At 47.7% G+C, this 26,226-nt stretch carries 22 protein-coding genes; 18 read left to right on the top strand and 4 right to left on the bottom strand.

What is annotated here, in order from left to right:
• Positions 1-2: 2 nt before the first annotated feature.
• The 7 genes from IC230_RS34610 (at position 3) to IC230_RS10395 (ending at position 6,586) form a co-directional block, all read left to right on the top strand.
• Entirely contained in the window at positions 3-1,145 is a 1,143-nt protein-coding gene (locus IC230_RS34610) for a glycosyltransferase family 4 protein (protein ID WP_191038929.1), read from the top strand.
• Complete coding sequence (locus IC230_RS10420) at positions 1,120-1,656, top strand: DapH/DapD/GlmU-related protein (RefSeq protein ID WP_191038928.1); 537 nt, start codon at positions 1,120-1,122, stop codon at positions 1,654-1,656. The genes IC230_RS34610 and IC230_RS10420 overlap by 26 nt, the downstream gene beginning before the upstream one ends.
• Positions 1,657-1,671: 15 nt before the next feature.
• Complete coding sequence (locus tag IC230_RS10415) at positions 1,672-2,727, top strand: glycosyltransferase family 61 protein (protein WP_191038927.1); 1,056 nt, start codon at positions 1,672-1,674, stop codon at positions 2,725-2,727.
• 92 nt (positions 2,728-2,819) lie between these two features.
• Positions 2,820-3,950, top strand: a complete 1,131-nt coding sequence (locus IC230_RS10410; protein WP_191038926.1) for a glycosyltransferase — start codon at positions 2,820-2,822, stop codon at positions 3,948-3,950.
• Complete coding sequence (locus IC230_RS10405) at positions 3,950-4,840, top strand: glycosyltransferase family 2 protein (protein WP_191038925.1); 891 nt, start codon at positions 3,950-3,952, stop codon at positions 4,838-4,840. Before IC230_RS10410 ends, IC230_RS10405 begins: the two co-directional genes overlap by 1 nt.
• A 169-nt stretch (positions 4,841-5,009) precedes the next feature.
• A complete protein-coding gene (locus IC230_RS33955; RefSeq protein ID WP_223860578.1) occupies positions 5,010-5,264 on the top strand; it encodes a VanZ family protein in 255 nt (84 codons plus the stop codon).
• 59 nt (positions 5,265-5,323) lie between these two features.
• Positions 5,324-6,586 carry a WcaI family glycosyltransferase gene (locus IC230_RS10395; protein WP_191038924.1) on the top strand — a complete coding sequence of 421 codons (1,263 nt, stop codon included), beginning with the start codon at positions 5,324-5,326 and terminating at the stop codon, positions 6,584-6,586.
• Between the two features lie 448 nt (positions 6,587-7,034).
• Here the strand turns inward: IC230_RS10395 and IC230_RS10390 are convergent, their stop codons facing one another.
• Positions 7,035-7,793 (bottom strand): tyrosine-protein phosphatase, encoded by a 759-nt coding sequence (locus IC230_RS10390; RefSeq protein WP_191038923.1) that lies wholly within the window; start codon positions 7,791-7,793, stop codon positions 7,035-7,037.
• A 424-nt stretch (positions 7,794-8,217) separates the two neighbouring features.
• Here IC230_RS10390 and IC230_RS10385 point away from each other — a divergent pair, with 424 nt between their 5' ends.
• The 6 genes from IC230_RS10385 (at position 8,218) to IC230_RS10360 (ending at position 16,369) form a co-directional block, all read left to right on the top strand.
• Positions 8,218-9,294, top strand: coding sequence for a hypothetical protein (locus tag IC230_RS10385; RefSeq protein ID WP_191038922.1), 1,077 nt, complete (start codon positions 8,218-8,220; stop codon positions 9,292-9,294).
• Positions 9,295-9,495: 201 nt separating this feature from the next.
• Entirely contained in the window at positions 9,496-10,365 is an 870-nt protein-coding gene (locus IC230_RS10380; protein WP_191038921.1) for a YjbH domain-containing protein, read from the top strand.
• 75 nt (positions 10,366-10,440) lie between these two features.
• On the top strand, positions 10,441-11,571 hold the full coding sequence (locus IC230_RS10375) for a YjbH domain-containing protein (RefSeq protein ID WP_191038920.1): 1,131 nt from the start codon (positions 10,441-10,443) through the stop codon (positions 11,569-11,571).
• A gap of 150 nt (positions 11,572-11,721) precedes the next feature.
• On the top strand, positions 11,722-12,816 hold the full coding sequence (locus IC230_RS10370; protein WP_191038919.1) for a putative Ig domain-containing protein: 1,095 nt from the start codon (positions 11,722-11,724) through the stop codon (positions 12,814-12,816).
• A gap of 230 nt (positions 12,817-13,046) precedes the next feature.
• Positions 13,047-15,593 carry a PIG-L family deacetylase gene (locus tag IC230_RS10365; protein WP_191038918.1) on the top strand — a complete coding sequence of 849 codons (2,547 nt, stop codon included), beginning with the start codon at positions 13,047-13,049 and terminating at the stop codon, positions 15,591-15,593.
• A gap of 239 nt (positions 15,594-15,832) precedes the next feature.
• Positions 15,833-16,369, top strand: a complete 537-nt coding sequence (locus tag IC230_RS10360) for an REP-associated tyrosine transposase (protein WP_394355482.1) — start codon at positions 15,833-15,835, stop codon at positions 16,367-16,369.
• Positions 16,370-16,426: 57 nt separating this feature from the next.
• On the opposite strand, the gene IC230_RS10355 is transcribed toward IC230_RS10360, so the two are convergent.
• Positions 16,427-16,774 carry a DUF4406 domain-containing protein gene (locus tag IC230_RS10355; RefSeq protein WP_191038916.1) on the bottom strand — a complete coding sequence of 116 codons (348 nt, stop codon included), beginning with the start codon at positions 16,772-16,774 and terminating at the stop codon, positions 16,427-16,429.
• A 1-nt stretch (position 16,775) separates the two neighbouring features.
• A complete protein-coding gene (nudK, locus tag IC230_RS10350; protein WP_191038915.1) occupies positions 16,776-17,363 on the bottom strand; it encodes a GDP-mannose pyrophosphatase NudK in 588 nt (195 codons plus the stop codon).
• Positions 17,364-17,417: 54 nt separating this feature from the next.
• Between nudK and IC230_RS10345 the strand changes: the two genes are divergently transcribed.
• The 5 genes from IC230_RS10345 (at position 17,418) to IC230_RS10325 (ending at position 25,017) form a co-directional block, all read left to right on the top strand.
• Complete coding sequence (locus IC230_RS10345) at positions 17,418-18,170, top strand: DeoR/GlpR family DNA-binding transcription regulator (protein WP_191038914.1); 753 nt, start codon at positions 17,418-17,420, stop codon at positions 18,168-18,170.
• Between the two features lie 120 nt (positions 18,171-18,290).
• Positions 18,291-22,085 (top strand): hydantoinase B/oxoprolinase family protein, encoded by a 3,795-nt coding sequence (locus IC230_RS10340; protein WP_191038913.1) that lies wholly within the window; start codon positions 18,291-18,293, stop codon positions 22,083-22,085.
• A gap of 62 nt (positions 22,086-22,147) precedes the next feature.
• Complete coding sequence (locus IC230_RS10335) at positions 22,148-23,083, top strand: sugar phosphate isomerase/epimerase family protein (RefSeq protein ID WP_191038912.1); 936 nt, start codon at positions 22,148-22,150, stop codon at positions 23,081-23,083.
• Positions 23,084-23,245: 162 nt separating this feature from the next.
• On the top strand, positions 23,246-23,719 hold the full coding sequence (locus IC230_RS10330; protein ID WP_191038911.1) for a Dps family protein: 474 nt from the start codon (positions 23,246-23,248) through the stop codon (positions 23,717-23,719).
• A gap of 98 nt (positions 23,720-23,817) precedes the next feature.
• Positions 23,818-25,017, top strand: coding sequence for an NRAMP family divalent metal transporter (locus IC230_RS10325; RefSeq protein ID WP_191038910.1), 1,200 nt, complete (start codon positions 23,818-23,820; stop codon positions 25,015-25,017).
• 70 nt (positions 25,018-25,087) lie between these two features.
• On the opposite strand, the gene IC230_RS10320 is transcribed toward IC230_RS10325, so the two are convergent.
• Positions 25,088-26,152 (bottom strand): PorP/SprF family type IX secretion system membrane protein, encoded by a 1,065-nt coding sequence (locus IC230_RS10320; RefSeq protein WP_191038909.1) that lies wholly within the window; start codon positions 26,150-26,152, stop codon positions 25,088-25,090.
• Positions 26,153-26,226: the final 74 nt, after the last annotated feature.

The following is a 26,226-nucleotide window of genomic DNA, read 5'->3' as shown; positions in this document are numbered from 1 at the left end:
TCGTGCGTATCGTCTTACTGCAGGGCGCTTTTTTTCCAGTTCCTACCATTTTTGGCGGGGCGGTCGAAAAAATGTGGTACTCTCTAGGCAAAGAATTCGTGCGAAAAGGCCATGAAGTTTTTCAAGTATCAAGGTTAGTGGAGGGCTTGCCAGAGTCGGAACAAATAGATGGCGTTCGTCACATCCGACTGAAGGGATATAATACCCCTAAATCGGGGGTTGTTCTTAAGTTTCGAGACTTACTTTATACAAGAAAAGTATTAAGAGTGCTACCAACTGATTTTGACATACTTGTCAGCAATACGTTTTGGGCACCAATTTTACTATCACAAAAAGCACAGAAAGTCTGTTTTGTTGATGTTCAACGTATGCCCAAAGGGCAAATGAGACTATATGGAGCAACGGCTCGCTTACGGGCTAATTCGACACCAGTAGCAGATGCGATTCGAAAGGAACTGCCCAAACCTTTGCACAACAGGATAGTAATGATTCCCAACCCTCTCCCTTTTGTGCCTTCTGAGACTATAATTAGTCCTAAAAAGCCAATTATACTATATGTTGGCCGAGTCCATCCAGAAAAAGGATTAGACTTGTTGATCAGGGCATTCAAGCAAACCGATCAGTCTTACCAATTACAGATAGTTGGACCTTGGGAAGTTTCGGCTGGAGGAGGAGGAATCGATTACATGGATAAACTTCGAAAATTAGCTGGCGAAGGTCAAATCGATTTTATAGGCCCCGTTTTTGATAACATCGCTCTGAATAAATTCTATGCAGATGCCTCTATTTTTGTATATCCATCCGTAGCGGAACGAGGGGAAACCTTTGGCTTAGCCCCATTAGAAGCTATGGCCTGGGGCTGCGTACCCGTTGTCTCTAATTTAGCCTGCTTTCAGGACTTCATTACGCAAGGCGTCAATGGGTTAATTTTTGATCATCGTTCCGAAACTGCAGTTCAGCAACTAAGTAATTATATTACACAATTACAAAACGAACATGCATTACGTACACAGTTAAGCGAAAACGCAATACACATTCAACAAACGCACTCAACCTCGCATATAGCAAATCTCTTTCTAGAAGAGTTTCAGCGAATTGTTGACCAGACTACTCAACGAAATGCTCACGAATCCGCAAATTCATAAGCAAGTTGATGCATATTCCAGTCCCTGGAGAGTCAAAGACCGGATTAAGCTACTGATCTGGGAATATGTTTGGGCTTTTTTCTGCTCCTGGACGCCCAAACCAGCAAATCCCTGGCGTCTGTTTTGGCTTAAGGTTTTTGGGGCTAAAATTTATGGTACTCCCTTTGTACATCAACGTGCCCGTATTCAAATACCTTGGCACCTTATTATGCATGACCGGGCTTGTTTGGGTGATCGTGCTAATGCTTACTCTTTAGGAGTTATTGAAATTCATGAACATGCTACGATCGCTCAAGAAGCTTACCTATGCACGGGAACTCACGATTTCGATAAACCAGAAATGAATCTCGTTACATCCCCAATCAGTATTGGTGCTCAAGCTTTCATTGGAGCTAGGGCTTTCATATTACCTGGGACTATTATAGGTGAATATGCCATAGTTGGCGCTTGCAGTGTGGTAACAAAGTCAGTGCCGCCAAATACGACTGTTAAAGGCAACCCAGCCAGATAATTGTCTCAGTATAAAGTGAAACATATACTTTTTATTAGCTGTCTAAAATTTCTTCGCAAAATATCAAGTTTTCTACAAATTGGTAACCCTCACGGTAAAGCTCCTTTTCTAGTAGAAAAGCCCGATGAAGAATATGAAATATATAAACACCTCGACCATATATCTATTTGGAAATTACATAATGTGATTTGTAATAACCTTTTTGGAGGACTAATAATTGACGCCAATAATAAAACTTACAAACGATTCACAGCTTTTCCTTGGGGTATCGATTTACATCCAGGCATTACATTCCCTTATTTAGGTCGTGACTCCTATGAAATTGACAAGGCTGTCTTTCTCATTACACCAGAGGCTGAAGGAAATTATTACCACTGGATAGTAGATTTACTGCCTCGACTAGTGCTGTTAAGCAGAAATTTAGAAAATATAAGTAATGTCAAAATAATACTGCATAAATCCACAAAAAGTTATGAGAAAGAAACTTTAGAAATCCTAGATTTACCAATTGAAAATATTATTAGACTTAATTCTTTCAGCATAGCTACAGTTAAAGAAATGTATATAGCTGATTACATCAATTATAATGAAAAATTCCCTATCTGGAAGAAACAATTAATAGACAGTTTTATAGAGAGATTAACATACAAAGAGGAGTATGAAACTTATGATAAGATCTACTTAGTACGAGGCAATCAAAAGACAAGAAGACTAATAGGTGAAAAGAAACTAATACAGAAACTACGAGATTTAAATTTTAAGATTATAGATCCACAAACCTTAAGCTTATCAAGGCAGATATATATATTATCAAAAGCAAACACTGTGATAGGAGTTCATGGAGCAGCACTAACTAACATTATTTTTTGTAAAGAAAAAACAAAAATTATTGAATTAAGAAGCAATAATCATCCACCAGAATTTTTTAGTGAAATAGCTAAAACATATAACTTGAATTTTTGTACAGTCTCTATAGACCCTGTTAAAACTAAAAAAAATAAGAACAGCGCTAATAGACAAAATTTGTTGTTAACAGAAGAAAATACAAATGAACTAATGTACATGTTATAGAAATAAGAGCCCTATGGTAATACAGCTCTTATATTCAATCTTTTCTGTACAAAAGATGCCTGTATCTACACAACAATTGTCATAAGTCTTTCATGAAATCTAATATTGATAAAACGCCAATTGTATTTTTACCATGTACCGGTTTAGGACACGTCAATCGTGGTTATGAATCTTTTAGTAGAGAATGTTTTGAACAATTAAAAGATTGTAAAGAATTTAAGTTAATCTTGTTAAAGGCTGTTGGGGAAAATACCGATAACGAGATAAGAGTTCCTTGTATTCATCGTAATAGTAAATTATCTATTCTTATACGTAGAATCTTTGGAGTAAAAGAATACTGGTTAGAACAGGGTAGTTTTCTTATTAGCATGTTACCGCTCATTATAAAGTACAAACCGGCATTAATATACTATAGCGACACGGTCCTAGGTAAGCTCTTGTGGTCTGTTCGAAAAGCATCTAATTTTAACTACAACTTACTCTTAAGCAATGGGGCCCCTAAAAGTGCCCCCTTCTACACTGACGATCATGTTCAACAACTTCTTTTAGTCCATCAACAGAAAGCATGTAAAGCGAACACGCCCATGAATAAACAAACGTTACTTCATTATGGATTAAATATATCTAATAATTTTATAGAATTAAATAACACTGACAAGAATATACTAAAAGATAAGTTTTTACTACCAATTGGCAAAAAAATCATAATTTCAGTTGGAGCAGTCAATAGTCATCACAAACGTATGGATTATATTGTTACAGAATTTTCGAAATTAAATCCAGATGAATATTTTTTAGTTATCTTAGGAAATATAGATAAAAACAGTCAAAGCATAATTGCCTTAGCCAATTCAATTTTGCAACCAGAAAGTTTTTCAATAAAGAATGTAGAACCGAATGAAGTTTCAAATTATCTAAAAATTTCTAACTATTTTATCCTAGCTTCTTTAACTGAGGGGTCTCCAAGAGTCTTAGTTGAGGCATTACAGTTTGGTCTAACTCCAATAGTCCATGACTATTGTATCGCTCGTGAAGTTTTAACTAATTATGGAGTATTCGCTGATTTAAACAATGAAGGGATTTTGCAAGATTTAATAAATAGCGTAGATAAGTTGAATTTTAATAAAGCTCAATTGTGGTCTCACGCGTACAATAATTATAGCTGGGAATTATTAAAGGAACAATATATAAAAATGATTTTTTCTAATATTTATAGAAATTGATGAATAGCAATTTTTTATTAGATCTAACTATTGCTGTTCCAGTACGCAACGAAGAGCAGAATTTGCCTGAATGTCTGACGGCTATTGGTACAGATTTAGCCCGTCAGGTAGTGGTGATTGATTCGAGGAGTACGGATAACACGGTGGACGTAGCTAAGTCGTATGGTGCGGAGGTGATTCATTTTGACTGGGATGGTAAGTTTCCAAAGAAGAGAAATTGGTATCTGCGCAATCATACACCTACAACCAAATGGGTTATGTTTCTGGATGCGGATGAAGTGCTGACGGAAGAATTCAAAGCCGATCTTCGAGAAACATTACAACGGGATGAGAATAAAGTAGGGTACTGGCTACGCTACACCATTTACTTTCTGGGCAAACAAAATAAGGGTGGTTATTTCCTGCATAAGCTAGCTTTGTTTCAGGTAGACGCTGGTGAGTACGAACGGATTGATGAAGACCAATGGAGCCAACTAGATATGGAAATCCATGAGCATCCGGTACTCAACGGCGAGATTGGTATGATCCGTAGCAAAATCGATCACAAGGATTTACGCGGGGTGTCATACTACGTTGCCAAACACAATGAGTATTCAAGTTGGGAGGCCGCGCGGTTTCTGAAACTGTCGAAAGACACACAGACGGTTCAACGTTGGTCATGGATGCAGAAGGTGAAATACGGGCTGATGCAAACGCCCCTGCTCGGCCCTATTTATTTCCTGGGTAGTTTTTTTCTGATGGGTGGCTTTCGCGACGGAACGCGTGGTTTTGCCTTTGCCATTCTTAAAATGGCGTATTTCACCCAAACGTATTTGAAGATTAGAGAATTAAAACAAGCTGAAAAAGCCTCTTTAACTTCTGAACGAGCAAGACAGGTAGAATCGATTTGAACTGAACGTAGTGCGTCTGGCTCCTTTTTATCTTTTCGTCCTGATCGGCGTAACACTGGTTTTTTATTTCAGCTGGGTGCCTAGTCCTCGTCTTGCTTTATTAGGCTATTTACCTGCTTGGTTAGCGACTTGGGTAGATAGACAACAAAACGAGAACCTACGTACTGCCGTGCCGCTGATATTCCTGGGCATTGTCACTGGTAGCTGGCTGGTATTAACGCAACGGAAGTGGCTAGCCTGGATAATGGCCTGGGTTAGTTTAACGGCAGTTGTGTTTATAGCCGAACTCGGTCAGTTAGTTTTACCCGAGCGAAACTTTGATTGGGCTGATGTAGGCTGGGGCGCTGTAGGTGCTTTTAGCGGTCTAGCCCTTGCGGCTACGTTCACTTTTCTGAAAAAATCTGCGAGAAAACCCTTCGCCTGAATGGTCTGTAGAGACACAAAGGACGACATCTCTACGGAAAACGCTATACAAATGACTGCATGCGGATACTGATTTACGACATTAATTATGCGCCTGAGTTAACGGGAGTTGGTAAATATACCGGTGAGATGGGGGCCTGGCTGGCTCAGCAAGGCCATTCGGTTCGGATCATTACCGCTATGCCCTATTATCCGGAGTGGGAAATTCATGATCGCTATAAAGGTGCGGGGTGGTTTACGGAGACGATCGACGGGGTTACGGTACACCGCTGCCCGTTCTACGTACCGAAGAAAGTAACCACGCTGAAGCGGATCTTGCATGAATTTTCCTTCGTGCTCAGCAGTTTGCCATACTGGTTAAACGTATTACTGGGAAAGCGGTATGATGCTGTCATCTGTGTATCGCCCCCGTTCCAGATTGGCCTGCTGCCTACGCTCTATTCCATCCTGCGCAACGTACCGCTTTGGTACCATTTGCAGGATCTACAGGTCGACATGGCCAAAGAGCTGGGTATGATCAAAAATAAAACCTTTGTCGACCTGCTCTTCTCCATCGAAAAGTTCATTCTCAAACGTTGCGCCGTCGTCTCAACCATCAGCGAGGGCATGGTCCGGAAAGTAGCCGATAAGAACGTGTTGCCGTCGCCCTGTCTGCTATTTCCGAACTGGGTCGATGAGCAGGTGATCCGTCCCCTACCCCGTACCGCGTCGCTACGTTCTGAACTGGGCATAAGCGATACCGACAAGATGATTCTGTATTCAGGAAGTTTAGGCGAAAAGCAGGGACTGGAACTGATCATTGAAGCGGCAAAGCACTATGCACTACGTTCCGACATCCGGTTTTTGATCTTTGGCTCAGGGGGTGGCAAAACCCGATTGGAATCGCTGGTTAATGCCTACCAATTGACCAACGTAGCGTTTCATCCGTTGCAACCTTATGAAAAGTTATCAGCTCTGTTAGCAACGGCGGATGTACATTTAGTCCTCCAGAAGAAATCGGCTTCGGACCTGGTGCTACCCTCTAAACTGACCAGTATTCTGGCGGCTGGTGGCTGTGCGCTGGTGTCGGCCGTTCCGGGAACGACGTTATACGATGTCGTGGCTACGCATCAGATGGGCATCCTGATTGAGCCCGAATCGGTACAGGCATTGATCGCGGGGATTGATAAGGCGCTTACGGAAGATACGACACACTATCGGCAACAGGCCCGTGCCTATGCCCGGCAATACCTCAGCAAAGACGAGATTCTCCAGCAGTTTGAACAGGAACTGCTACGGCTGCAGGGCGCGGAACAGGAAGTGACCGAGTCGGTTGCGTTGTGATATGATATACCCCACCCCAACCGGACCGCCGGATCGCCGGACCGCCGGACCGTCCACCCCTTGAACTAATGGAGGGGCTTAAAAAAGCAGAGAGTAAGCCGACACGAGAGGCCAACATAATAAGGGTTTCACTAAACAGTAAATCTTGGTTACTGCTAGCCCCGTTGGGGCGACCTGTTAATAGCTGAAAGTATCAATTCATTTTCCTGAAGCGCCGTAGGTGCGACCTCGTTTTCAGCGTTTAGGGACGCACCTACGGCGCTTAGGGTCGGCTAAGGTATCGGTTTTCTATTGACAGGCCGCCCCTACTGGGGCTATTGCAAAACGCGTACAAGATTAGCCCGTAGGAAAGGACTAAAACAACTAGTGTGAAGGCAAGCCCGGCAATGACCGACCGGCTCCCATTAGTTGAAGGGGTGGACGGTCCGGCGATCCGGTGGGGGTGGGGTTACAACTTCCCGTTTCGTAGCGGCTGCTGAGCCAATAACTCAAAAGCGGGTGATGAAAACAGGGCCAGTAAGGCGGGAAGATCTTCGGGGCGGTGCACGTCGCTACCAATAAAATCGACCCATTTGTTCTTTAGAAGGACTTTCGCCTGATTTCGGACGTGGGGACCGTAGCGCCCTGACAGCGACATCCAGTTGAGTTGAAACAGGCAACCCAAATCACGAAGACGGGCCATTCCGTCGGAATCGTTGATGTAATACGGATAGCGCTCCGGATGGGCCAGAATCGGTGTGTAGCCGTTGGTCTGAATCCGGAAAATCATCTCGTCTAACAGCAGTGGGCGAGCCAGCCAACCCGTTTCAACCAGCAGGTAACGCTCGGCCCCAAACGTAAGTAAGGATGCGCTGTCCAGTCGCTGAAGGAAAAAATCGTCCAGCAAGTATTCGGCGGCTACGTCGATCTGAACCGGAATCCCTTCGCGATCGACCTGTTGCCGCAGGAAATCAAGACCCTCCAGAATGCCGACGGTATCGTTCGGGTAATGGTCGTGGCTTACGTGGGGCGTAGTGATGATCTTCTGAATCCCCCATTCCGACAACTGACGAATGCAGGTGAGCGATTGGTCGATGGTTTTCACCCCATCGTCGATGCCCGGGATCAGATGAGAATGCACGTCTGTCTGCCAGAAACAGCGGGTAGCCGTACCAGTCGGCTCTCTGTGCGTCAGCTGGTTTTTCAACCAGTTCCAGGCTTGATTCATCTTCCGGAAGCTTACTCGGTAAAAGCGCAAAGGTAGGCTTTTTGCCAAACGTGCGATAATAGCATAGTGAAATGACCGGCAGTATACGAAAAAAAGTGATTGGTATAGTGTTCCCGATTAGGAGGCTCAACTTCCGCCGAATAATAAATTCATGCGTATTTACTGATCGCTAAAGTGCTTATAAATCATTCGTTACCAATATATTGCCCCAGTAAAGTGCAGAAGCCAATCAACCCAGTTCAGCGATAGTAACGGATGTTACCAGCGTCAACTAAAGGGTAATTTCGACTAAGAAGTCAGGCATTTCATCGATTAAAGTCAACGTGTGTACTCGTTATGGCCGAGTGGTCTGATTATCAGCTAACCTGACCCAGAAAAGTACGCGAACACCATTTGATTTATCAGTTCCATATACGCATTACATATGAAAACATTTACAAACAAGTTTGTATGGTCATTCTATGGGCTATGTCTCGTCTTACTGGTATATGCCTGCCGGAATCAGGACGCCGAGCCGTTAGCTCCCTTTACGTTTGATTCCCTGAAAGAATTAGCGTTACCGAGTCTTCGGGTATCGGCTCCCCCGCCCGTAACGGTTACGCCCGCTACGATAACCCAGTCGTCGCAGGCAAGCCAGGTAAAAAGCGGCATTGCCAGCATTCCCTCGATGGGTTCCGTTCCGCCCGTAGTTACACAGGCAGTGGCTAATATGAGCGCGGCTCTAGCGGCAGCAGGTGTGTCGGCAGAGTCGCTAAATTCCAGTTTCACTACGCAGGTAATCAATACGCTGAATTCAGGTGGAACATTGCCGACTCCGCTACAGGCAACCATCAATAATCTGGTGGCCAATCCGGTCTTACAGCCTTATTTTGTGACGGTCACCTATCCGAAAGTGAATGGTCAGACGATCGGTCCCACCACAACATCCATTGTCGGTCCGGGCACGGTATCTTCGATAGCCGTTCCAATCTCGATTTCGGCGATTCAGTACCCATCGAACGGTGATCCCTGTTTCAAACAGGCCAACGACCTCTACGATGCGAAAATCTTTGGTCTGGAAGGTGATCGGCAAAACCAGGCAGCTCAGGTGGAGGCTACTTATACCCAGGCAAAAGCGTCTGCAGAAGCTGACGTACCTGGCTGTGTAAATGGCAAACTATCCGAGTATAATACGTTAGTGACGCAGGCTAATCAGGCGCTGACCACTAGTCTGAACGACCTCAACTCAGCTCAGGCAACGCTAGGACCAACCAACTATAACGTATTGAAAGCCTTCCTTTATACCTTATACGCGCAGCAAATTCAACTGTACTTTAGCCTGCGGGCAGCCGAGTTCAACACGTGCGCGATTACGTCTACGATAAAAGTGGCGTCCGCGAAATTTGCCCGGGATACTGACATCAATACCATCAATTCCAATTTCAACGCAACGATCCGGCAGGCACAGCGAATCGTGCTTCAATTGTTCGATAGCTGCCATAATCAGGGAACCGGAAACTAGTTACGTAGCGTAGACGGGATTCCAGTCTACCGGGAAATTGGAACGCTAAGCAATCAAGTAGAATCAGATTGGCTTATCAACCACAGAAACACAAAGCAAACAGATGTCTGGAAGTTGACGGTCAATAAATTATCTCTGTGTGCTTTGTGTCTCTGTGGTTAAATAAATTTAGCTAAGTACGTTAATTAACGATTCGTTTTGATGAACAGCGCAGGCTGGATCAGGAAGCTGAGTGTACAGTGGTCATTGGCGATTATTGGTATACTGGTAACGCAGCGTGGAATAGCGCAGGTAAACATATCGGGAAAGCCGGGGCTGCTCAACATCCCGACAGCCCGGGTTTTATCGGACGGTACGTTTCATATCGGGTATCATTACAATCCGTCGCACTATGATCCCCGATCGGCCAATCCGAACGCTAGAAACCCAGACTCGTTGGAATCAGTGGGATCCTCTAATAGTATCTTTTATGCAACTCTGGCCATTTTACCCAGGCTGGAAGTCAACATAAATATATTTCGGGTCAATGGCTATATCCCTTTAAATGAGCGGGGCATCGGCGATCGCCAGTTTGATATCAAGTATGCTGTATTGACAGAGCGCGAACGCAGGCCATCGGTTGCAATGGTTGTCTCCGCTCCTTTTGGTATTGATAATTCGCTCGTGACCTATGCCGCTATGGCGACAAAGAATTTTACGCTCAGCGAAAACGTAACGGCGGAAGTCACGGCCGGTTTTGGCAGTCCGTATTATTTCGATCGAAGTGATAACGTGGGGAATGATTACAACATCTTCACCAACTATAAACTGCATAATAAAAACGACCGGCCTAATCCCTATTTATCAGGGCCATTTGGCGGGATCGCGCTGCGGTTTAAACAGAATCTGGGGGGAATGCTGGAATGGGACTCGCGACATCTGAATGTAGGGGCCTACGCCAAACTCTTTGAGCGGTGGACGTTACAGGCAGGTGTCATCAATTTCGATCAGATCACGTTTGGAACCTCCTACGCGGTTTCGTTGCGTAAACTACCGAAACGGTTGAGCCAACAGACAGCAATCCCAAAGTGAGGGCGATTACGGTCGGGTAGGTTTATAGAGTAGTTCGTTTGCCCGTAGTGGCCAGTGTTGAGTACGTATTTGCAAATGAGGTATACCAGTCGGTTAGGCGTTGTTTTCATTGTGGTGTTTTTGTGCTGGTCTGTTCAAGTAGGGTTCTGCCAGCAGGACCGGCAACGAAGCCTGATGAATGTGGAAAATCTCACCCTTGACAGCACGGCTCAGCGGGTTTATTACGAACAGCGACTGTATCGGAATCCGGTGATTGGCTTACTGGAATTGAGTCAGGCGTTGTCGTTACCATCGGCAACGGAGTTTGTTCCGCTTTACCAGGGAATACCCATCGCTGGCTACCAACCGGGCAATAACTGGCAAACCCGGCTGTTGTCACGTAGCGACCGAAAAGCCTTAGGAAAGCTCATTCCAGCCGGACCGGGTCATTATAAACTCGACTTTCGGATACAACCGGAGGTGATTGCCAACTTCGGATTCAAGATGGACCCGTTCCAGACAAAAACGAGTTTGCTTTTACAGACGCAGTTGTACCTGAGTCGGGGATTGGTGTTGAATGCGGGCGTATTGTTTCCCATAACAAACAACTACGACAACCAGCCCATGAATATTCGGCCAGCTCCGATTTACCTGAACCAGTTTCTGGCGTTGGATGAGCAGAATTTTTTGAGTGGATCGGTTGGCTTGTTTTATAGCAATCAATACGGGGTGAATCTTCAGTACCGACGGGCTAACCTTACTAAACCCTGGTCGTTCGGTCTTGAAGCCAGCCTCACGGGAGATTATTATTTTCCGACGAGAGGAATTTATTACGAATCGATGAACAAAGCGATGGTACTGGCCGACGTAGCGTACCGGTTCCGTAAGCACGACATTACGCTTAAGCTGTCGGGCGGGCAGTACCTGTACCAGGATCGGGGGGTACGGCTGGATTTCATCCGGCAGATCTATTCGGTCGAAGTAGGCATATTCGCCATGAAAACCTCGAAAGCCTCAACGGCGGGTTTCAACTTTGCCATCCCGATTCCACCCGGTCGGTTGGCCCAGTCGAAGCGGTTTCGCTTACGAACAACGGAGGAGTTTCGCTGGGAGTATTCGTATAACGGGGGTGGAAATAATGTCGGCTTACGCTACCGTTTGGGAAACCAGTTGGATGCGTTGCTACGGCAGTATCATTCCGATTATTTACGTCAGCAAGTGCCTTAATAACGTCGATCTATTTCGCCGTTTAATAAATATAAGCATCATGAAACCGACGAAAACCCCTGAAAACCAGCAGACACCGTTTATACCTGCCAGTTTTTTCCTATACCTTTGATTTTACGACGACTACTCAATTTAATCACACACGTATCTATGCAATTACAGCTACCGACCTCTGCTTTTACCGCCTTTATCCGCTGTATGTGGCTACTGATCGGCCTAACAGTGGCAGCCAACGTAACGGCGGCTCCTGTAATTACGTCGGCCGCCAGCTTTACAAATCCCTGCGGACTTCTGCCCCCTGTACTAACACCTTCTGCAGCCACAGCCGTGGTTGGGAGTGGGCCTGTCAGCGTTACAGCGACGGGCTGTCCGGGTGGTATTATCCAATATTTTGGCAATGGTGGGGTAAATACCATTGCCCCAGGAACTGCGTTTTCGGTACCGACAAGCACAACTGGAACGGTCGTCGTTCCAACACTCTGTTCGGCGAATGGCTGTGTCAGTGACATCAGTGAAGCCGTTATTACCGTCATTCCAAACGGAGATCCTAACCAGGCCCTCCGCCCTACCGTATCGAACCCAATTGGTACGCAGACAGCTACAGTTGGCCAGAGTTTCGTTTTTATTATTCCTTCGAATACGTTCTCTGACCCTCAAAACGATCCGTTAACCCTGACTGCTTCAGGTTTACCTGACGGCTTTTCGTTCAACGGTGTACTCATCTTTGGGACTGCCACTGAAAATAGTACGTCGCAGATTACCATCACTGCCCAAAACTCAAAAGGGTTAACGACGAATACGATGTTTTCCCTGATCGTTTCAGGGGGTGTACAGGTTCCGGATTTGACTCCTATCATTACAACCACTCCCTCTACCCTGTATGGAAATTCCGACTTCACAGTACGAGTCGATGTAGTTGAGCTAAATTCGGCTCCCTCCAGCGGACCGATCACGGTTTATGTCACGAAACAAACTCAGTATTCGCTGGTCCTTTCATCAGCTCCCCAGAACAGCGTCTGGAATCTCAACGCGAGTTCCAATACAAACTATTACGTATTGACTACATCTGCATCCGTTCCAGCAGGAGGTGCGCTTACGTTTCGCTTAAACGGCAGCTTAACCCCTGCGGGGTCGTCAGGTACGATCTCTATTAGTACAGTAATCATCGGGGGAAGTGGTGGCGAAACAAAAGCGAATAACAATATTGACGTAGATAGAATAGAAACCTTCTCTAATCCTCAATAAGGAAACCACCTTTTAGAACAAGATACTGTTTTTCGAAAGCCTAAACTGCCCTTCAGTTTAGGCTTTTTTATGCGTCGTTCAGTTGATCACCAGCTATGGGTACGCAAAAGAGCGCAGAGGTGTTTTTCTCAGCTCTGCGCTCTTTTGGCCAACTTTCGTAGGTGATACACGTTGGCGGATAGATGCTTAATTGTAAATTTGTCTAATTCGCCAACAATCTGCTCTATAACGTGACTCTACGTAACACTCTGCTGTTTTTTCTTGGTTACCTCTTATTTTCGACTACGTTTGCTCAGGTTCCCTACGGTCCCATCAAGCCAACGCCCGCCGGTGAAATTCTGTCGAATATTAAAAAACTAAATGTATTAGGTTCAGTCTTATACGTAGCGGCTCACCCCGACGATGAGAACACGCTCTTACTGGCCTACATGGCTAAGGAGCGGCTGGTACGTACCGGCTATATGGCCCTAACGCGGGGCGACGGCGGACAAAATCTGATCGGTTCCGAGCAGGGCGAAAACATCGGTGTGATCCGAACCCAGGAATTACTGGCTGCCCGCCGTATTGACGGTCCCGACCAGTTTTTTAGCCGGGCTTACGACTTTGGTTTCTCGAAATCGACGAACGAAGCGATCCGTACCTGGGGGCAGGACAAAGTATTGGCCGACGTTGTCTGGGTCATCCGTAAATACCAGCCCGACGTCATCATAACCCGGTTTCCGCCCGATGCCCGCGCGGGTCATGGACACCACAGTGCGTCGGGATTTCTGGCAGAAGAAGCGTTCAAGATTTCGAACGATCCAACGAAATTTCCGGAGCAGTTAACGTACGTAAAACCCTGGCAGGCTAAGCGTATATTGTGGAACGTCTTTATTCCAGGGGCTTTCCTGAGCAACAAAAAGCCCGAAGAAGCGGGCAACCTGATCGGCATCGAAACGGGGCTTTACAATCCATTATTGGGCAAGTCGTACGGGGAAATTGCGGCCGAAAGTCGGAGCCAGCACAAAAGTCAGGGGTTTGGCGCATCGGCGAATCGGAATGCCCGCATTGATTATCTGTTGCTAAAAGGGGGTGATCCTGTCCAGAAAGATCCGCTCGACGGTGTTGATTTAAGCTGGAAACGAGTCAGTGGAAGTGAGGCTGTCCAATCACAGGTAACCCAGCTACTAAACGGTTTTCGTACTGATCAACCAGCCGCTTCAGTGCCCGCGCTCGTGCAGTTATATAGTGCTCTCAATAAGCTGGATACAACGAATCTGTACGTAAAAAGTAAACGTCAGGATGTCCAGACGTTGATTCAGCAATGTCTGGGCTTGTACTTCGAAACAAATCCCGCTACGTACGCCGTTACGCCCGGCGCTACCGTCGGCCTTTCTACAAACATTGTCAGTCGCGTTGAGGCTCCCGTTACGTTGATAAGCGTTCGCTACTCAACTGGCGAATCCACGCGGGGCGAATCCACGCCGGGCAGAGACACAACCCTGAATCTAGTGCTCAAGCCAAACGACGTAGTACTGCTGCCTACACGCGTGACTATTCCGGCGAATCAGAAAATCTCTCAGCCCTACTGGCTCGAAAGGCCGATGATCAAAGGCATGTTTCAGGTCGATAATCAGCAATTGATTGGCTTACCCGAAAACCCGCCAGCGCTGACGGCCAGTTACACGTTCGATATTAATGGCCAACGATTTACATTTACCCGACCCGTTGTCTACAAATCGACTGATCCTGTCGACGGCGAAATTTATCGTCCCTTCATCGTGCAGCCCGAAGTGATGGCAAACTTCACCGAACGGGTTTATGCCTTCTCAGACAATGCCTCGAAAACCGTCGAAATTGTCGTCAAAGCCGGGCGGGCGAACGTAACGGGAACGCTGAAAGTAGATGCGCCTGCGGGCTGGAGTATCGAGCCGAAATCCGCGCCATTTTCTTTAGCCAATAAAGATGATGAGCAACGGGCTACGTTTACATTAACCCCAACCGCACAGGCGAAGAACGGTAGCTTACAGGCCGTTATGACTACCGCAACCGGTACGTTCACCACCTCGCTTCGGCAGATCGCTTACAAGCACATTCCGACCCAAACGCTATTTCCACCCGCTGAAGCCAAACTGGTTCGGTTGGATGTGAAGGTGACCGCTAAAAACGTAGGTTATATCGTCGGTGCTGGCGATGATGTACCGGCTGCTTTGCAACAAATGGGTTGCCACGTTACGTTGCTGGGCCCTGCTCAACTGAGCGGTAATCTGTCCATTTACGACGCCATCGTGGTCGGCGTTCGGGCGTACAACACGGACGATTTCCTGACGATCTATCAGCCGAAATTGATGGACTATGTGAAAAACGGCGGTACGATGGTGATACAATACGTAACACCGGGCGGTTCGGGCTTCATCCAGAATGGCCTGAAAGTAAGTCAATTAGGTCCCTACCCGTTCAAAGTTGTCAATGAGCGCGTAACGGAAGAAGACGCACCCATGACGTTCCTCAATCCGCAACATCGACTACTGAACTATCCCAATAAGATCACGGAAGCTGATTTCAACGATTGGATTCAGGAGCGCGGCATCTACTTTGCCCAAGATTGGGACAAGGCCTATGAACCCATTTTCTCCGCCCACGATCAGAACGAAGCGCCCAAGCAGGGAAGTCTGATTTATGCCAAATATGGCAAAGGCCATTTCATGTATACGGGTCTGGTTTTCTTCCGCGAGTTACCGGCTGGTGTTCCCGGCGCATACCGCCTGTTCGCCAATCTGATCTCGGTAGGGAAGTGATAAGCTTGGGAAGTGACTTTGTGATGTCGGTTTCTCAAACCTGACACGGTGAGGTTTCTTAAAACCGAATGAACAGGCCCATCGTTCGGTTTTGAGAAACCTCACCGTGTCAGGTTTAAGAACGGCTGCGGCCGACCGTCTGACACCACACACTACGCTATACTACGGCATTTATTGATCAAAAGTGGCACATCCTCTTAAAACGCGTCTTATTGTTCGTATCAATAGAATGCTTTTCTATGGGGCTCCGAAACCGCACTTTACTCACGGAAGAACGTTGTTTCTTTATTACGACAACTTGCTATCAACATCTGCCGCTCTTAGCTGACATGCATTGTTTTGCGATTCTCTTCGACAGCTTTACTTTCTATAACAAAAAATATGAAGCGAAACTTTTGGCGTATGTGTTCATGCACAACCACATTCACTTCATCCTTTTCTTTGAAGAACAAACGCGCCTGATTGATTACATGCGTGATTTTAAGAAGTTTACCCCCTTAAAAATCCGGGAGCACATCCAGGTCAGTCAACCAAATCTAGTAGAGAATATTGCGTACGAACATCGACTTCAGCATTTTAAAATCTGGACGGATCGATACGACGATGTTTATCTTTATTCACGCGATGTTTGCGAAATCAAAATCGAATACATGCATAACAATCCAGTACGGGCAGGCTTGGTCAATAATCCAATCGACTATCCATTTTCCAGCGCGGCTTTCTATGAAGGGAGACGTGAGAAATCTCAGTTAATCCATTATCGAGACGTGTTCTAAGGAGGTTTTAAGAAACCTCCTTAGAACACGTCTCGATCAAAATACACGTACAGTTGTTCATGACAACTTCCCTAATCCCCAAAATGTCTGTTTCCCTTTCAGCTCAGCTTGTTTCATCATTTCATCGGCTCCGGCAGACGGGCCACCGATACGTAGCACGGCATCGCAGTGATCGATCAAACGGACAGCTAGAGGGTGGAAAATCTCGTTGAAAATTGCATCACCCAGTTCAGTAGAACCGGTTGTATGAATGAGCGGCAGAGCAATCCATTCACCACAAATTGGCGTATGCCCTTTGCGATAAACCGCCAAAGCAACTTCCTCCATACGATGCATGTTTTGGGCAATCCGTTCGGGATCATCGTTGGTATTGGAGCGATACGGTCCAGCGATAAGAATCAGCATGTCAGTTCGGGGACGTAATGAGTTGCTGTAAGCGTAAATGTTGAAGCAGCATAATCGTCTTGCCATCGATAATTTCACCACGCTCTACCATTGAGTAGGCCTGACTTACGGGCAATTCCAGAATATCAATTTCCTCTTCATCGACGCCACCACCCGCGTTACGTTCGGTATCGGCGGTATACTGAGCAATATAGAAAAATAGCTTTTCCGTTACCGAACCGGGACTCATGTACGCTTCCATCACTTTTTGCACGGATTGAATTCGATAACCCGTTTCCTCTTCGGTTTCGCGGAGAATAGCCGTTTCGGGATCGTCATTGTCGAGCAGACCGGCACAAGCCTCAATCAGCATACCCGATGTATTACCATTGACAAAGGTCGGCAACCGAAACTGGCGGGTTAAAATGACCGTATCCGCCTGCGGATTGTGTAGCAAAATCGTTGCGCCATTGCCCCGGTCATACGCTTCCCGTTGTTGCGTTGTCCACTGGCCGTTCTTGCCAAGATAATTAAACGTAAACCGTTTCAGGACGTACCAATTGTCGGAAAGCAGTTTCTCCTCTGTTATTTGCACACGTTCATTAATCATCTGTTCAAATTTGTTTGAATTTGTTTAATTTTGAACAAAACAACGTATTTCAGTATGAATTTCCAACAGCGGAAGCGACTAATTGTGCAAACGGTAGAAGAACGGGGCTCGGTCGACGTTCGCGACCTGGCGGATTTACTCCAGACTTCGGAGATGACCGTTCGGCGCGACTTGGTGCAGTTAGCGGCTGCGGGCCTGCTGTATCGAACGCGCGGGGGAGCCATGAAAGTAAGTCTGGCCACTGATTCGCATCGATTTGCCAATAAAACTGCGGTTAACTCTGAGCGAAAAGATTACATTTGTCAGTTAGCGGCCCAGGAAATTCAGGAGGGCGACATCATCTTTATGGACTGCGGTAGTACGGTGTTTCGACTATGCCAATTCATCCGTAACAAGCGAATCACGGTTGTCACGAACTCATTACCCGTAGTTGCCGAATTACTATCCTCTGACGTGTCCATTAATCTGGTTGGTGGTGAGATAGATAAAGAGCGGCAGGCCGTTCACGGGTTAATTGCCGAAGAACATATAGGTCGTTATCGTGCCGACCGGGCGTTTATTGGTATCGATGGTATCTCGCTACAGAATGGGCTTAGTGCTAACAGCGAGAAAGAAGCCAGTATAACGATGGCCGTTGCCCGTCAAACCGAGAAAGTTTACCTCCTCTGCGATTCATCGAAACTGGAAACTGACAAATATCTTTCGTTTGCGCCCCTAAGCCTGTTCGACGTACTGATTACCGATACTGAAGCAAACCCTGATATCGTCGCGGCTTATCGGCAGGCAGGTGTTACGTTGGTTAACTAAGCAATCAGCCTGTTTTCGATCAGGTATGGATAACCCTGGCAGAGCACGAACTTCTTGGGGCAAAAACAGGGAATAGTTAATGGCGATACCGATTTTTGTGCGAAACGACAATTGTACCCCATGTGGCAAATCTGGATTGATACCGGTGGCACCTTCACGGATGGTCTTGCTCTTAACCCGGACGGTAACCTGTATCGCACCAAAGTACTTAGTAGCAGTCGGTTACGTGGTCAGCTACTCGACGGTAAGCTGAGTGCTCCCTGGCTCACAGCATCCATTTTTGACGGCTATACACTCCGCGTTATTGAAACAGACGAGCTACGGAATGTTATCTCGCTTCAACCGGATGGAACGCTGGTTCTTGACCAACCCATTATAGATCATCAAAAAACGACGACAGTTGAGCTTTTTACCGACGAAGAAGCACCGGTTCTGGCGGCTCGGCTATTGACGAAGACACCACTCAATCAGCCGTTTCCACCGCTGGAGATGCGGCTGGGAACAACCAAAGGCACCAACGCGCTGCTTGAGCGCAAAGGTGGCCGGGTTACGTTGCTCGTCACGAAAGGCTTTTCTGATTTACTCAAAATTGGAACCCAGCAGCGCCCTAACCTGTTCCAACTGGCGATTCCGCCTGCCGAAGTCCTTTACGATTCAGTACTGGAAGTTGAGGAACGTATTGCCGCCGACGGCCAACTACTGGCGCCCTTAACCAACGATACAATCAGGACGCTGCTGGAAACTCTTCGGCACACAAAACCTGACGCCATAGCTGTATCCCTGCTGAATGCGTACCGAAACCCAATCCACGAACAAAAGCTCCTGGATGCGTTGACCGAGGCTGGTTTTGCGCACGTAACTATTTCGACAGCCGTATCAACAGCCCCACAATACGTACCGCGTACGCAAACCGCTGTGGTTAACGCTTACCTTACGCCAGTCATGCGGGCGTATCTGGATAACGTGCAACAGCAGTTGGGTGGTGGTGCTGTACGGGTTATGACGAGTGCCGGAGGGCTCGTGCGGGCCGATTTATTTCAGCCGAAAGACAGTCTGCTTAGCGGACCGGCTGGGGGTGTCATTGGCGCTGCGACTGTTGCGAACGGTCAGCCGATCCTGACCCTCGATATGGGGGGCACCAGTACCGATGTCGCTCGAATCCAACAGGATTTGGATTACCGATTCACAACAAAAATCGGTTCGTTTGATCTCCAGCTTCCTTCGCTGGCCATCGAGACCGTAGCCGCGGGGGGCGGATCTATTTGCTGGTTCGAAGGGCATGGTGTTTCGTCCGCCGGTGCTACGTCAGGGCAGTTGCATGTCGGTCCACAAAGCGCAGGGGCTAATCCTGGTCCGGCCTGTTACGGTGCGGGTGGTCCCCTGACGATTACCGACGTGAACCTGCTCCTGGGAAAACTTCATCCGAAACAGTTTGGGATTCCGGTTTTTCCAGAAAAAGCACAGGCCGCATTAGAAGATATACTGTACCAGATCGAGATTCAAACAGGTAGTCGGCCTGACGCACAGGTGTTGCTACGTGGTTTCGAACGGATCGCCAATGAAATCATGGCGGGGGCCATTCGGAAGATTTCTGTATCGCGAGGGTTTGATCCGAAAGACTACAGCCTGCTCGTTTTCGGTGGCGCCGGTGGCCTTCACGGCTGCGCCATTGCCCGATTGTTAGGCATGGAACAACTGTTGCTGCCTTTCGACGGAGGTCTGTTAAGCGCCTATGGTATTGGTCAGGCCCAAATCGAACGAATGGCTTCCCGGTCGGTGCTACGTCCGTTACCAAGCGTTGAAAATGACCTACCGCTATTGGTTGATGAGTTAATTCAGCAGGCAACGCAAACACTCCGACAGGATGTTGGTAATGAGACACTTATTATTACAAAATCGACAGTTGTCTTTCTGCGGCTATCCGGACAGGAGGCTACCGTCGATGTGCCATTCAGTGAGCGTGTAGCATCTGATTTTCAGCAGAAGTATCAACACCTATATGGCCACTATCCAGCCAATCGTTCGATTGAAGTGGAGAGCATTCGAGTGATTGTCAGCACCGCTCAGCCGGAACGTATCAACAGCGACCCGCCCGTAACTCACCGACACGCCCTTCCCTCGTTCGAAACCGATACGTACCCTGCTTACGACTGGACTCAATTGCAGGAAGGCGATACGTTCCGTGGTCCGGCTCTGCTTCTAAATACAACCTCGTCAGCCTTTATTGAACCCGGCTGGCGACTCGTTGTCCAGTCCGACAAAAACGTTGTTATTGACTATATCGCTGATGTTGAGGATTACGCTGCTAATGACGATCCCCATCAGGAAAGCAGCGAGGTTATTCAACTCGAATTGTTTACGCAACGTTTTCGGGCCATTGCCGAAGAAATGGGCGCTCAATTACAGCGAACAGCATTTTCAGTCAATGTTAAAGAACGGCTCGATTTCTCCTGTGCTTTGCTCAACGCCAAGGCCGAGTTGGTGGCAAATGCTCCGCACATTCCGGTCCACCTGGGTAGCCTGGGGATTTGCGCGCGACTGGTTCTGGAAAAATTACCGCTCGGTCCAGGCGATGTTATCATTACCAACCACCCTAAATACGGTGGCTCGCACTTGCCCGACGTAACGCTGCTGAGCGGGGTTTTCACAGATAGTGGAGAGTTAATTGGCTACGTGATTAATCGGGCTCATCATGCCGAAATTGGCGGAAAAGTGCCGGGCTCAATGCCACCAGATGCAGTTTCCTTGGTAGAGGAAGGCGTCGTACTGGAACCTCAATACGTCGCGAAAGCAGGTAAGTTTTTGTGGGAGACCGATAGTGACGACGTAGCTGATGGCATATCTTCCCGTTTTACCGATTGCCCCTACCCCACGCGTGCGCTGGCCGAGAATCGCGCCGATATTGAAGCGGCACTAGCGTCGCTAAAAGCAGGCGAAACGGCTCTGCAACAGCTTGTCAGTCAATACGGTCTATCTACTACACATCAGTACATGGCTCGACTGCATCAATCAGCAACTGACGCTATTTCTGCTGTCCTGAAACCACTGAACGGGCAAATCTTTCAGGCTGAGGAAGCGCTGGATGATGGGCATACCATTCGACTAGCTATTGCCGTGAAGGATGGGAACGTAACGTTCGACTTTACGGGAACATCAGGCGTTCACCCAAATAATCTCAACGCGAATATTTCCATTTTGTACAGCGCAGTTCTGTATGTTCTGCGGTTGTGGTGCGAGAAAGACATTCCGCTGAATGAGGGCTTGATGACGCCCGTTACGTTTGTTCTACCCGAATCATCCTTCCTGAACCCTATTTTCCCTGACGACCGGAACGACGGCCCGCCCGCCGAATGCCCGGCGGTAGTTGGCGGAAATACAGAAGTCAGTCAGCGCCTGGTCGATACATTGCTGAAAGCGTTAGAGCTTGCCGCCTGTAGCCAGGGGACGATGAACAACTTTTTGTTCGGCAATTCGAATTTTGGCTATTACGAAACCATCGGCGGAGGGGCCGGAGCCACCGAAGGGTCAGACGGACGCTCGGCCGTGCACCAGCACATGACCAACACCAAACTCACCGATCCCGAAGAGTTGGAACGACGCTATCCGGTACGTCTGCATCAGTTTAGCATACGTACCGGCTCGGGCGGATCAGGAAAATGGCATGGGGGCGATGGTATTATCCGCGAAATCGAATTTCTGGAACCCGTTCAGGCTACACTCCTCAGCCAGCACCGGATTGTTTCACCCTACGGTCTGAAGGGTGGCAAACCAGGGGCAACGGGTCGCCATACGCTACTCTATGCTGATGGACAAGAAGAAGCTTTACCGGGCATTTTTACACGAGCAATGCAAACGGGCGAACGAGTACGTATTGAAACACCAGGAGGTGGCGGAGTTGGATTGACGCATGATTAAACTTACTATAATCAGTATTTACTTATTTTATTGCACTTTTACGATAGACCAGTTTGATAATCATGCCCTCGACCCGTCGTCAATTCCTAGCCTCCTTGACCGCTATATCCGGAGCCGCAGTCTTTCCTGATAACCCATTAGCTCAGACGAAAATGGTGGCTAAAACCTGGCCGATTTCCTGCAACGTCTATACCTGGAATACGTTTTACGAACGGGAGAAAAAACAGTGGATGGCTGATCCGGACGCGTCGCTGGCTGAGTACGTAAAAACGGGGCTTACTGCTTACGAACCCTCGTTTACCAACGCTGATGAGGTTAAAAGACTAATTCCTTACCTAACTAAATACAAGCTGGCGATGCCGTCGCTGTACGTAAACAGTACACTTCATCGAGCCGACGAAGCGCGGAAATCCATCGACTCCGTCCTGGCCATTGCTGAAGCCGCCCGACCTGCCGGAACCACTATTTTCGTAACGAATCCCAGCCCCGTTAAATGGGGTAGCAATGACGACAAAACCGATACCGAACTAATCGAACAAGCCAAAAATCTTAATCGCCTGGGCGCTCAACTGCGCGAACGCGGTATTACGTTAGCGTATCATACACACGCTCCCGAGCACCGGCAGGCCGCCCGCGAATTTCACCACATGCTGCTGGCTACTGACCCGAAAAACGTATCGCTTTGTCTGGATGCACACTGGATTTATCGAGGCTCCGGGAATTCGCAGATCGCCTTGTTCGACGTAGTGAAATTGTACGGTAAACGTATCGTGGAAATACATATACGGCAATCAAAAAATGGTATCTGGCAGGAAACCTTCAGCGATGGTGATATCGACTACCGGCGTCTTGCTGCTGATTTGAAAACCGTTAACATTCGTCCGCTCCTGGTCCTGGAGCAATGTCTGGAAAAAGATTCACCCAAAACAATGGGTCCTGTCGAAGCGCACAAGCAGAATTTACACTATACACGCACCGTTTTTTCAGGTCTGGTTTAAGTTTCTTCAGGTAATGTACTCTATAAGTCCAGGTTATTAATTTAGACTATGAACACATTACGGAGCCGACCGAACAAACCTGCTTACACGTGGTTAATGAAGAAGCAAAGCTGGAAGTCCGGCTTATTGAATATGTCATTCATTTAACCTTACGTTAGCATCATGCAACCCAATATTGGCCTCGAAAAAGATGTCCTGAAACAGGACAATACCTTATTAAACGATTTTCTTTCAGATCTGCACGTACTCTATATCAAAACCCGCAAATACCACTGGAACGTAGCGGGACCGAATTTTATGGAGTACCATAAGTTCTTCGAGAAGCAGTACAAAGCCCTCGAAGCTGAAATTGATGAAGTAGCTGAACGTATCCGGCAGTTAGGTGGCACGCCCCTGGCGACAATGGCCGAATTCATTCATAATACCAGCTTAAAAGAAGATTCAGGTAAGCCGAGTGATACTGCCGCGATGTTCAAGAATCTGCTGGCCGATCATGAGCAGGTCGTCCGGGAATTGCGCGAGGACGTCGAGAAATGCGACGAAGAGCTAAAAGATGCAGGTACGGCTGATTTCCTGACGGGTCTGATGGAAGCGCACGAAGCGATGGCCTGGATGCTGCGGAAATATCTTTCCTAGTAAGTAAAGAATGAAAAGTGAAGCGTGAGGACTAACGAGTGTCAGGAATATCTACTATATTCATCACTTGTCATTCTTCACGCTTCACTTTTTTGCAGGTGCCCAAATCCCTCTCGCTCCGCTCTGGTCTTGGTAGTGTCTTGTTCTGGTCGGTTATTTCGGCCGCGTTTATTGGTCCTGGTTCCGTTACGGCCTGTGCCATAGCTGGGTCAAAATTCGGACTACAATTACTCTGGGTACTCACATTTGCTACGTTAGGAACCGTCTGGCTACAGGAAGCAGCTGCCCGAATTACTATCGCTACCGGTCACGATCTGGGGCAGGTTATTACACAAACGTATGCGGGCACTAAAGGGCGCTGGATTGCCTGGGGGCTATTTCTGGCTATTTTTCTGGGCTGTGCCGCCTATCAGGCGGGTAATATTCTGGGAGCCGTTTCAGGTCTGGCTCTCCTTACAGGCTTACCCGTTCCAGGCCTAACCATCGGTCTGGGATTACTTTGCATTGTACTACTCTGGATTGGGACAACACAGGGACTGGCCAATTTCCTGGGTATTATTGTCTTTGCCATGGGTGGAGCGTTCGTTTACGTAGCGTTCGGCACACCCGTTACGTCCGCTGAACTAGCAAAAGCGCTGGTCACCCCAAATATTCCTTCGGGTTCACTATTACTTATTAATAGCCTGATCGGCACAACGATTGTGCCCTATAATCTTTTCTTCGGATCGAGTATTGTACCGGCCGGGGGTTCGTCCGCTCAATCGCTCAGCGAAATGCGTCTGGGAATTTGGGTGGCGGTGGTGTTGGGAGGAATTATTTCAGTGGTGTTGCTACTGGCAGGATTGCTTATTCCCGAAGATTTCTCTTACCCGCACATGGCTCAGGTATTAACCGACAGACTCGGTACATGGGCCGGTTCCTTATTTGCGTTTGGCTTATTTGCCGCTGGCTTTGCCTCTTCGTTGACAGCCCCCTTAGCTGCGGCAGTAACGGCGCAGAGTCTACTGGGTGTCCAAAAAAACTCACCCGTTTATCGTGCTATCTGGCTTATTGTTATGGGAACGGGTCTAACATTCGGACTATTGAACGTAACGCCAATCCCTGTCATCGTAGCCGTTCAGGCGATTAATGGTATTCTGTTACCCTTCGTTACAGTATTCCTGTTTGCCGCCGTAAACAACCGAAAACTTCTGGGGGATACGTATTGTAATTCAGTAGGCCAGAACGTAGCGATGGGACTTGTTGTGCTGGTGACCGCCATTCTGGGACTCTGGAACGTCTGGTTGGCTTTTCAATAGCATAGGGCAGAGGGGCAAGGGCATAGGGAGAAATAAAAGGGCCATGCCCTATGTCCTTACCCCTATGCCCTTAGAAATTAAGGCATTTTCGCTGCCGCTTGGCATTACCCCGCCGACTGGAAAAGCTAAATAATGAATCGAATCCGTACCAGACAGTTAGTTCATGGGCACCACCCGATGCCCAGCTAAGCGACGAAATGGTGATGTCGTAACTGTACTGAACCATGAACCGATCCAGTTGCAGCGCAACTAATCCGATGAGTGCATCCCGCTGGGTAGTTTGATTGTATCGCCGGAAGGGAATGTTTCTGTACCAAACGCCCACCATCACAGGGGAGTAGGTAGCGTTCAGTCCGGCGTCGAGTTGACGGTCGGCCCCTTGCTGCCGGTAGTTCGCGGTCAGGGTTACGCTTTTATCGCGGCTGGCTTCGTGACCTAACCCATGCTCACCAATTGACCAGCCCATCGGAAACCGAATCCCGAACTGAGCGCCCCAGCGTTGCGTAACCCAGTCGTCGCGCCTGACCGACTTGCCAATGTGATGCATTGTTCCACCTACCCAGAACGACGCCTGATCGCGATCGTCGGGCTGACTTTCGAGCAACGTACCTAAAGACAGATCCCAATAGTTGTGGTTAATACCCGCTACCGACAGGGGGTCCGCGCTGGTCAGGCTGGTCAGGCCATTGGCCGAAAACTGATCGACAAACGTTAGCCCAACCGGATTATACTGGCCTGACGTAAACGAAACCTGAGGTGCTAAAATCAGACGCCATGATCGGTTCGAATCATGGAACAGCGTTACGTCAGGAGCCATCATGGCCGTTACCCGGTTCGTACGCCAGAAGCTAGCCTGCTGATCATGCATGGCCTGAATACCCCAACCCAGTCCTACCGGCCCCCGGTCAGCCGCCAGATACGTATCAAACGAAGCGGTCATTGTCTGATAATTCGTGCCCAGCGCAGGCCACTGATTCCGATAATTGAGAATGAGTCGCGATGAGCCCGAACTACCCGCAAAAGCTGGATTATGGTAAAGTGGATTCGCGTAGAACTGCGAGAATTGCGGGTCCTGAGCAAACATAGGATTTGCCCATAACCAGCCCAGAAGCATGGTTACAATTGATTTTCGCATGGTGTGGTATATGTACTATAAGCGAGTTAACTCCCCAGTTTTCAGCGCTTAAGCCAGGAAACAATCTCCTCTGT

It is taken from the genome of Spirosoma validum, assembly GCF_014699035.1.
Lineage (GTDB): Bacteria > Bacteroidota > Bacteroidia > Cytophagales > Spirosomataceae > Spirosoma > Spirosoma validum.
The sequence above is the reverse complement of the archived record's forward strand: the minus strand, read 5'-3'. Positions and strand labels throughout refer to the sequence as shown.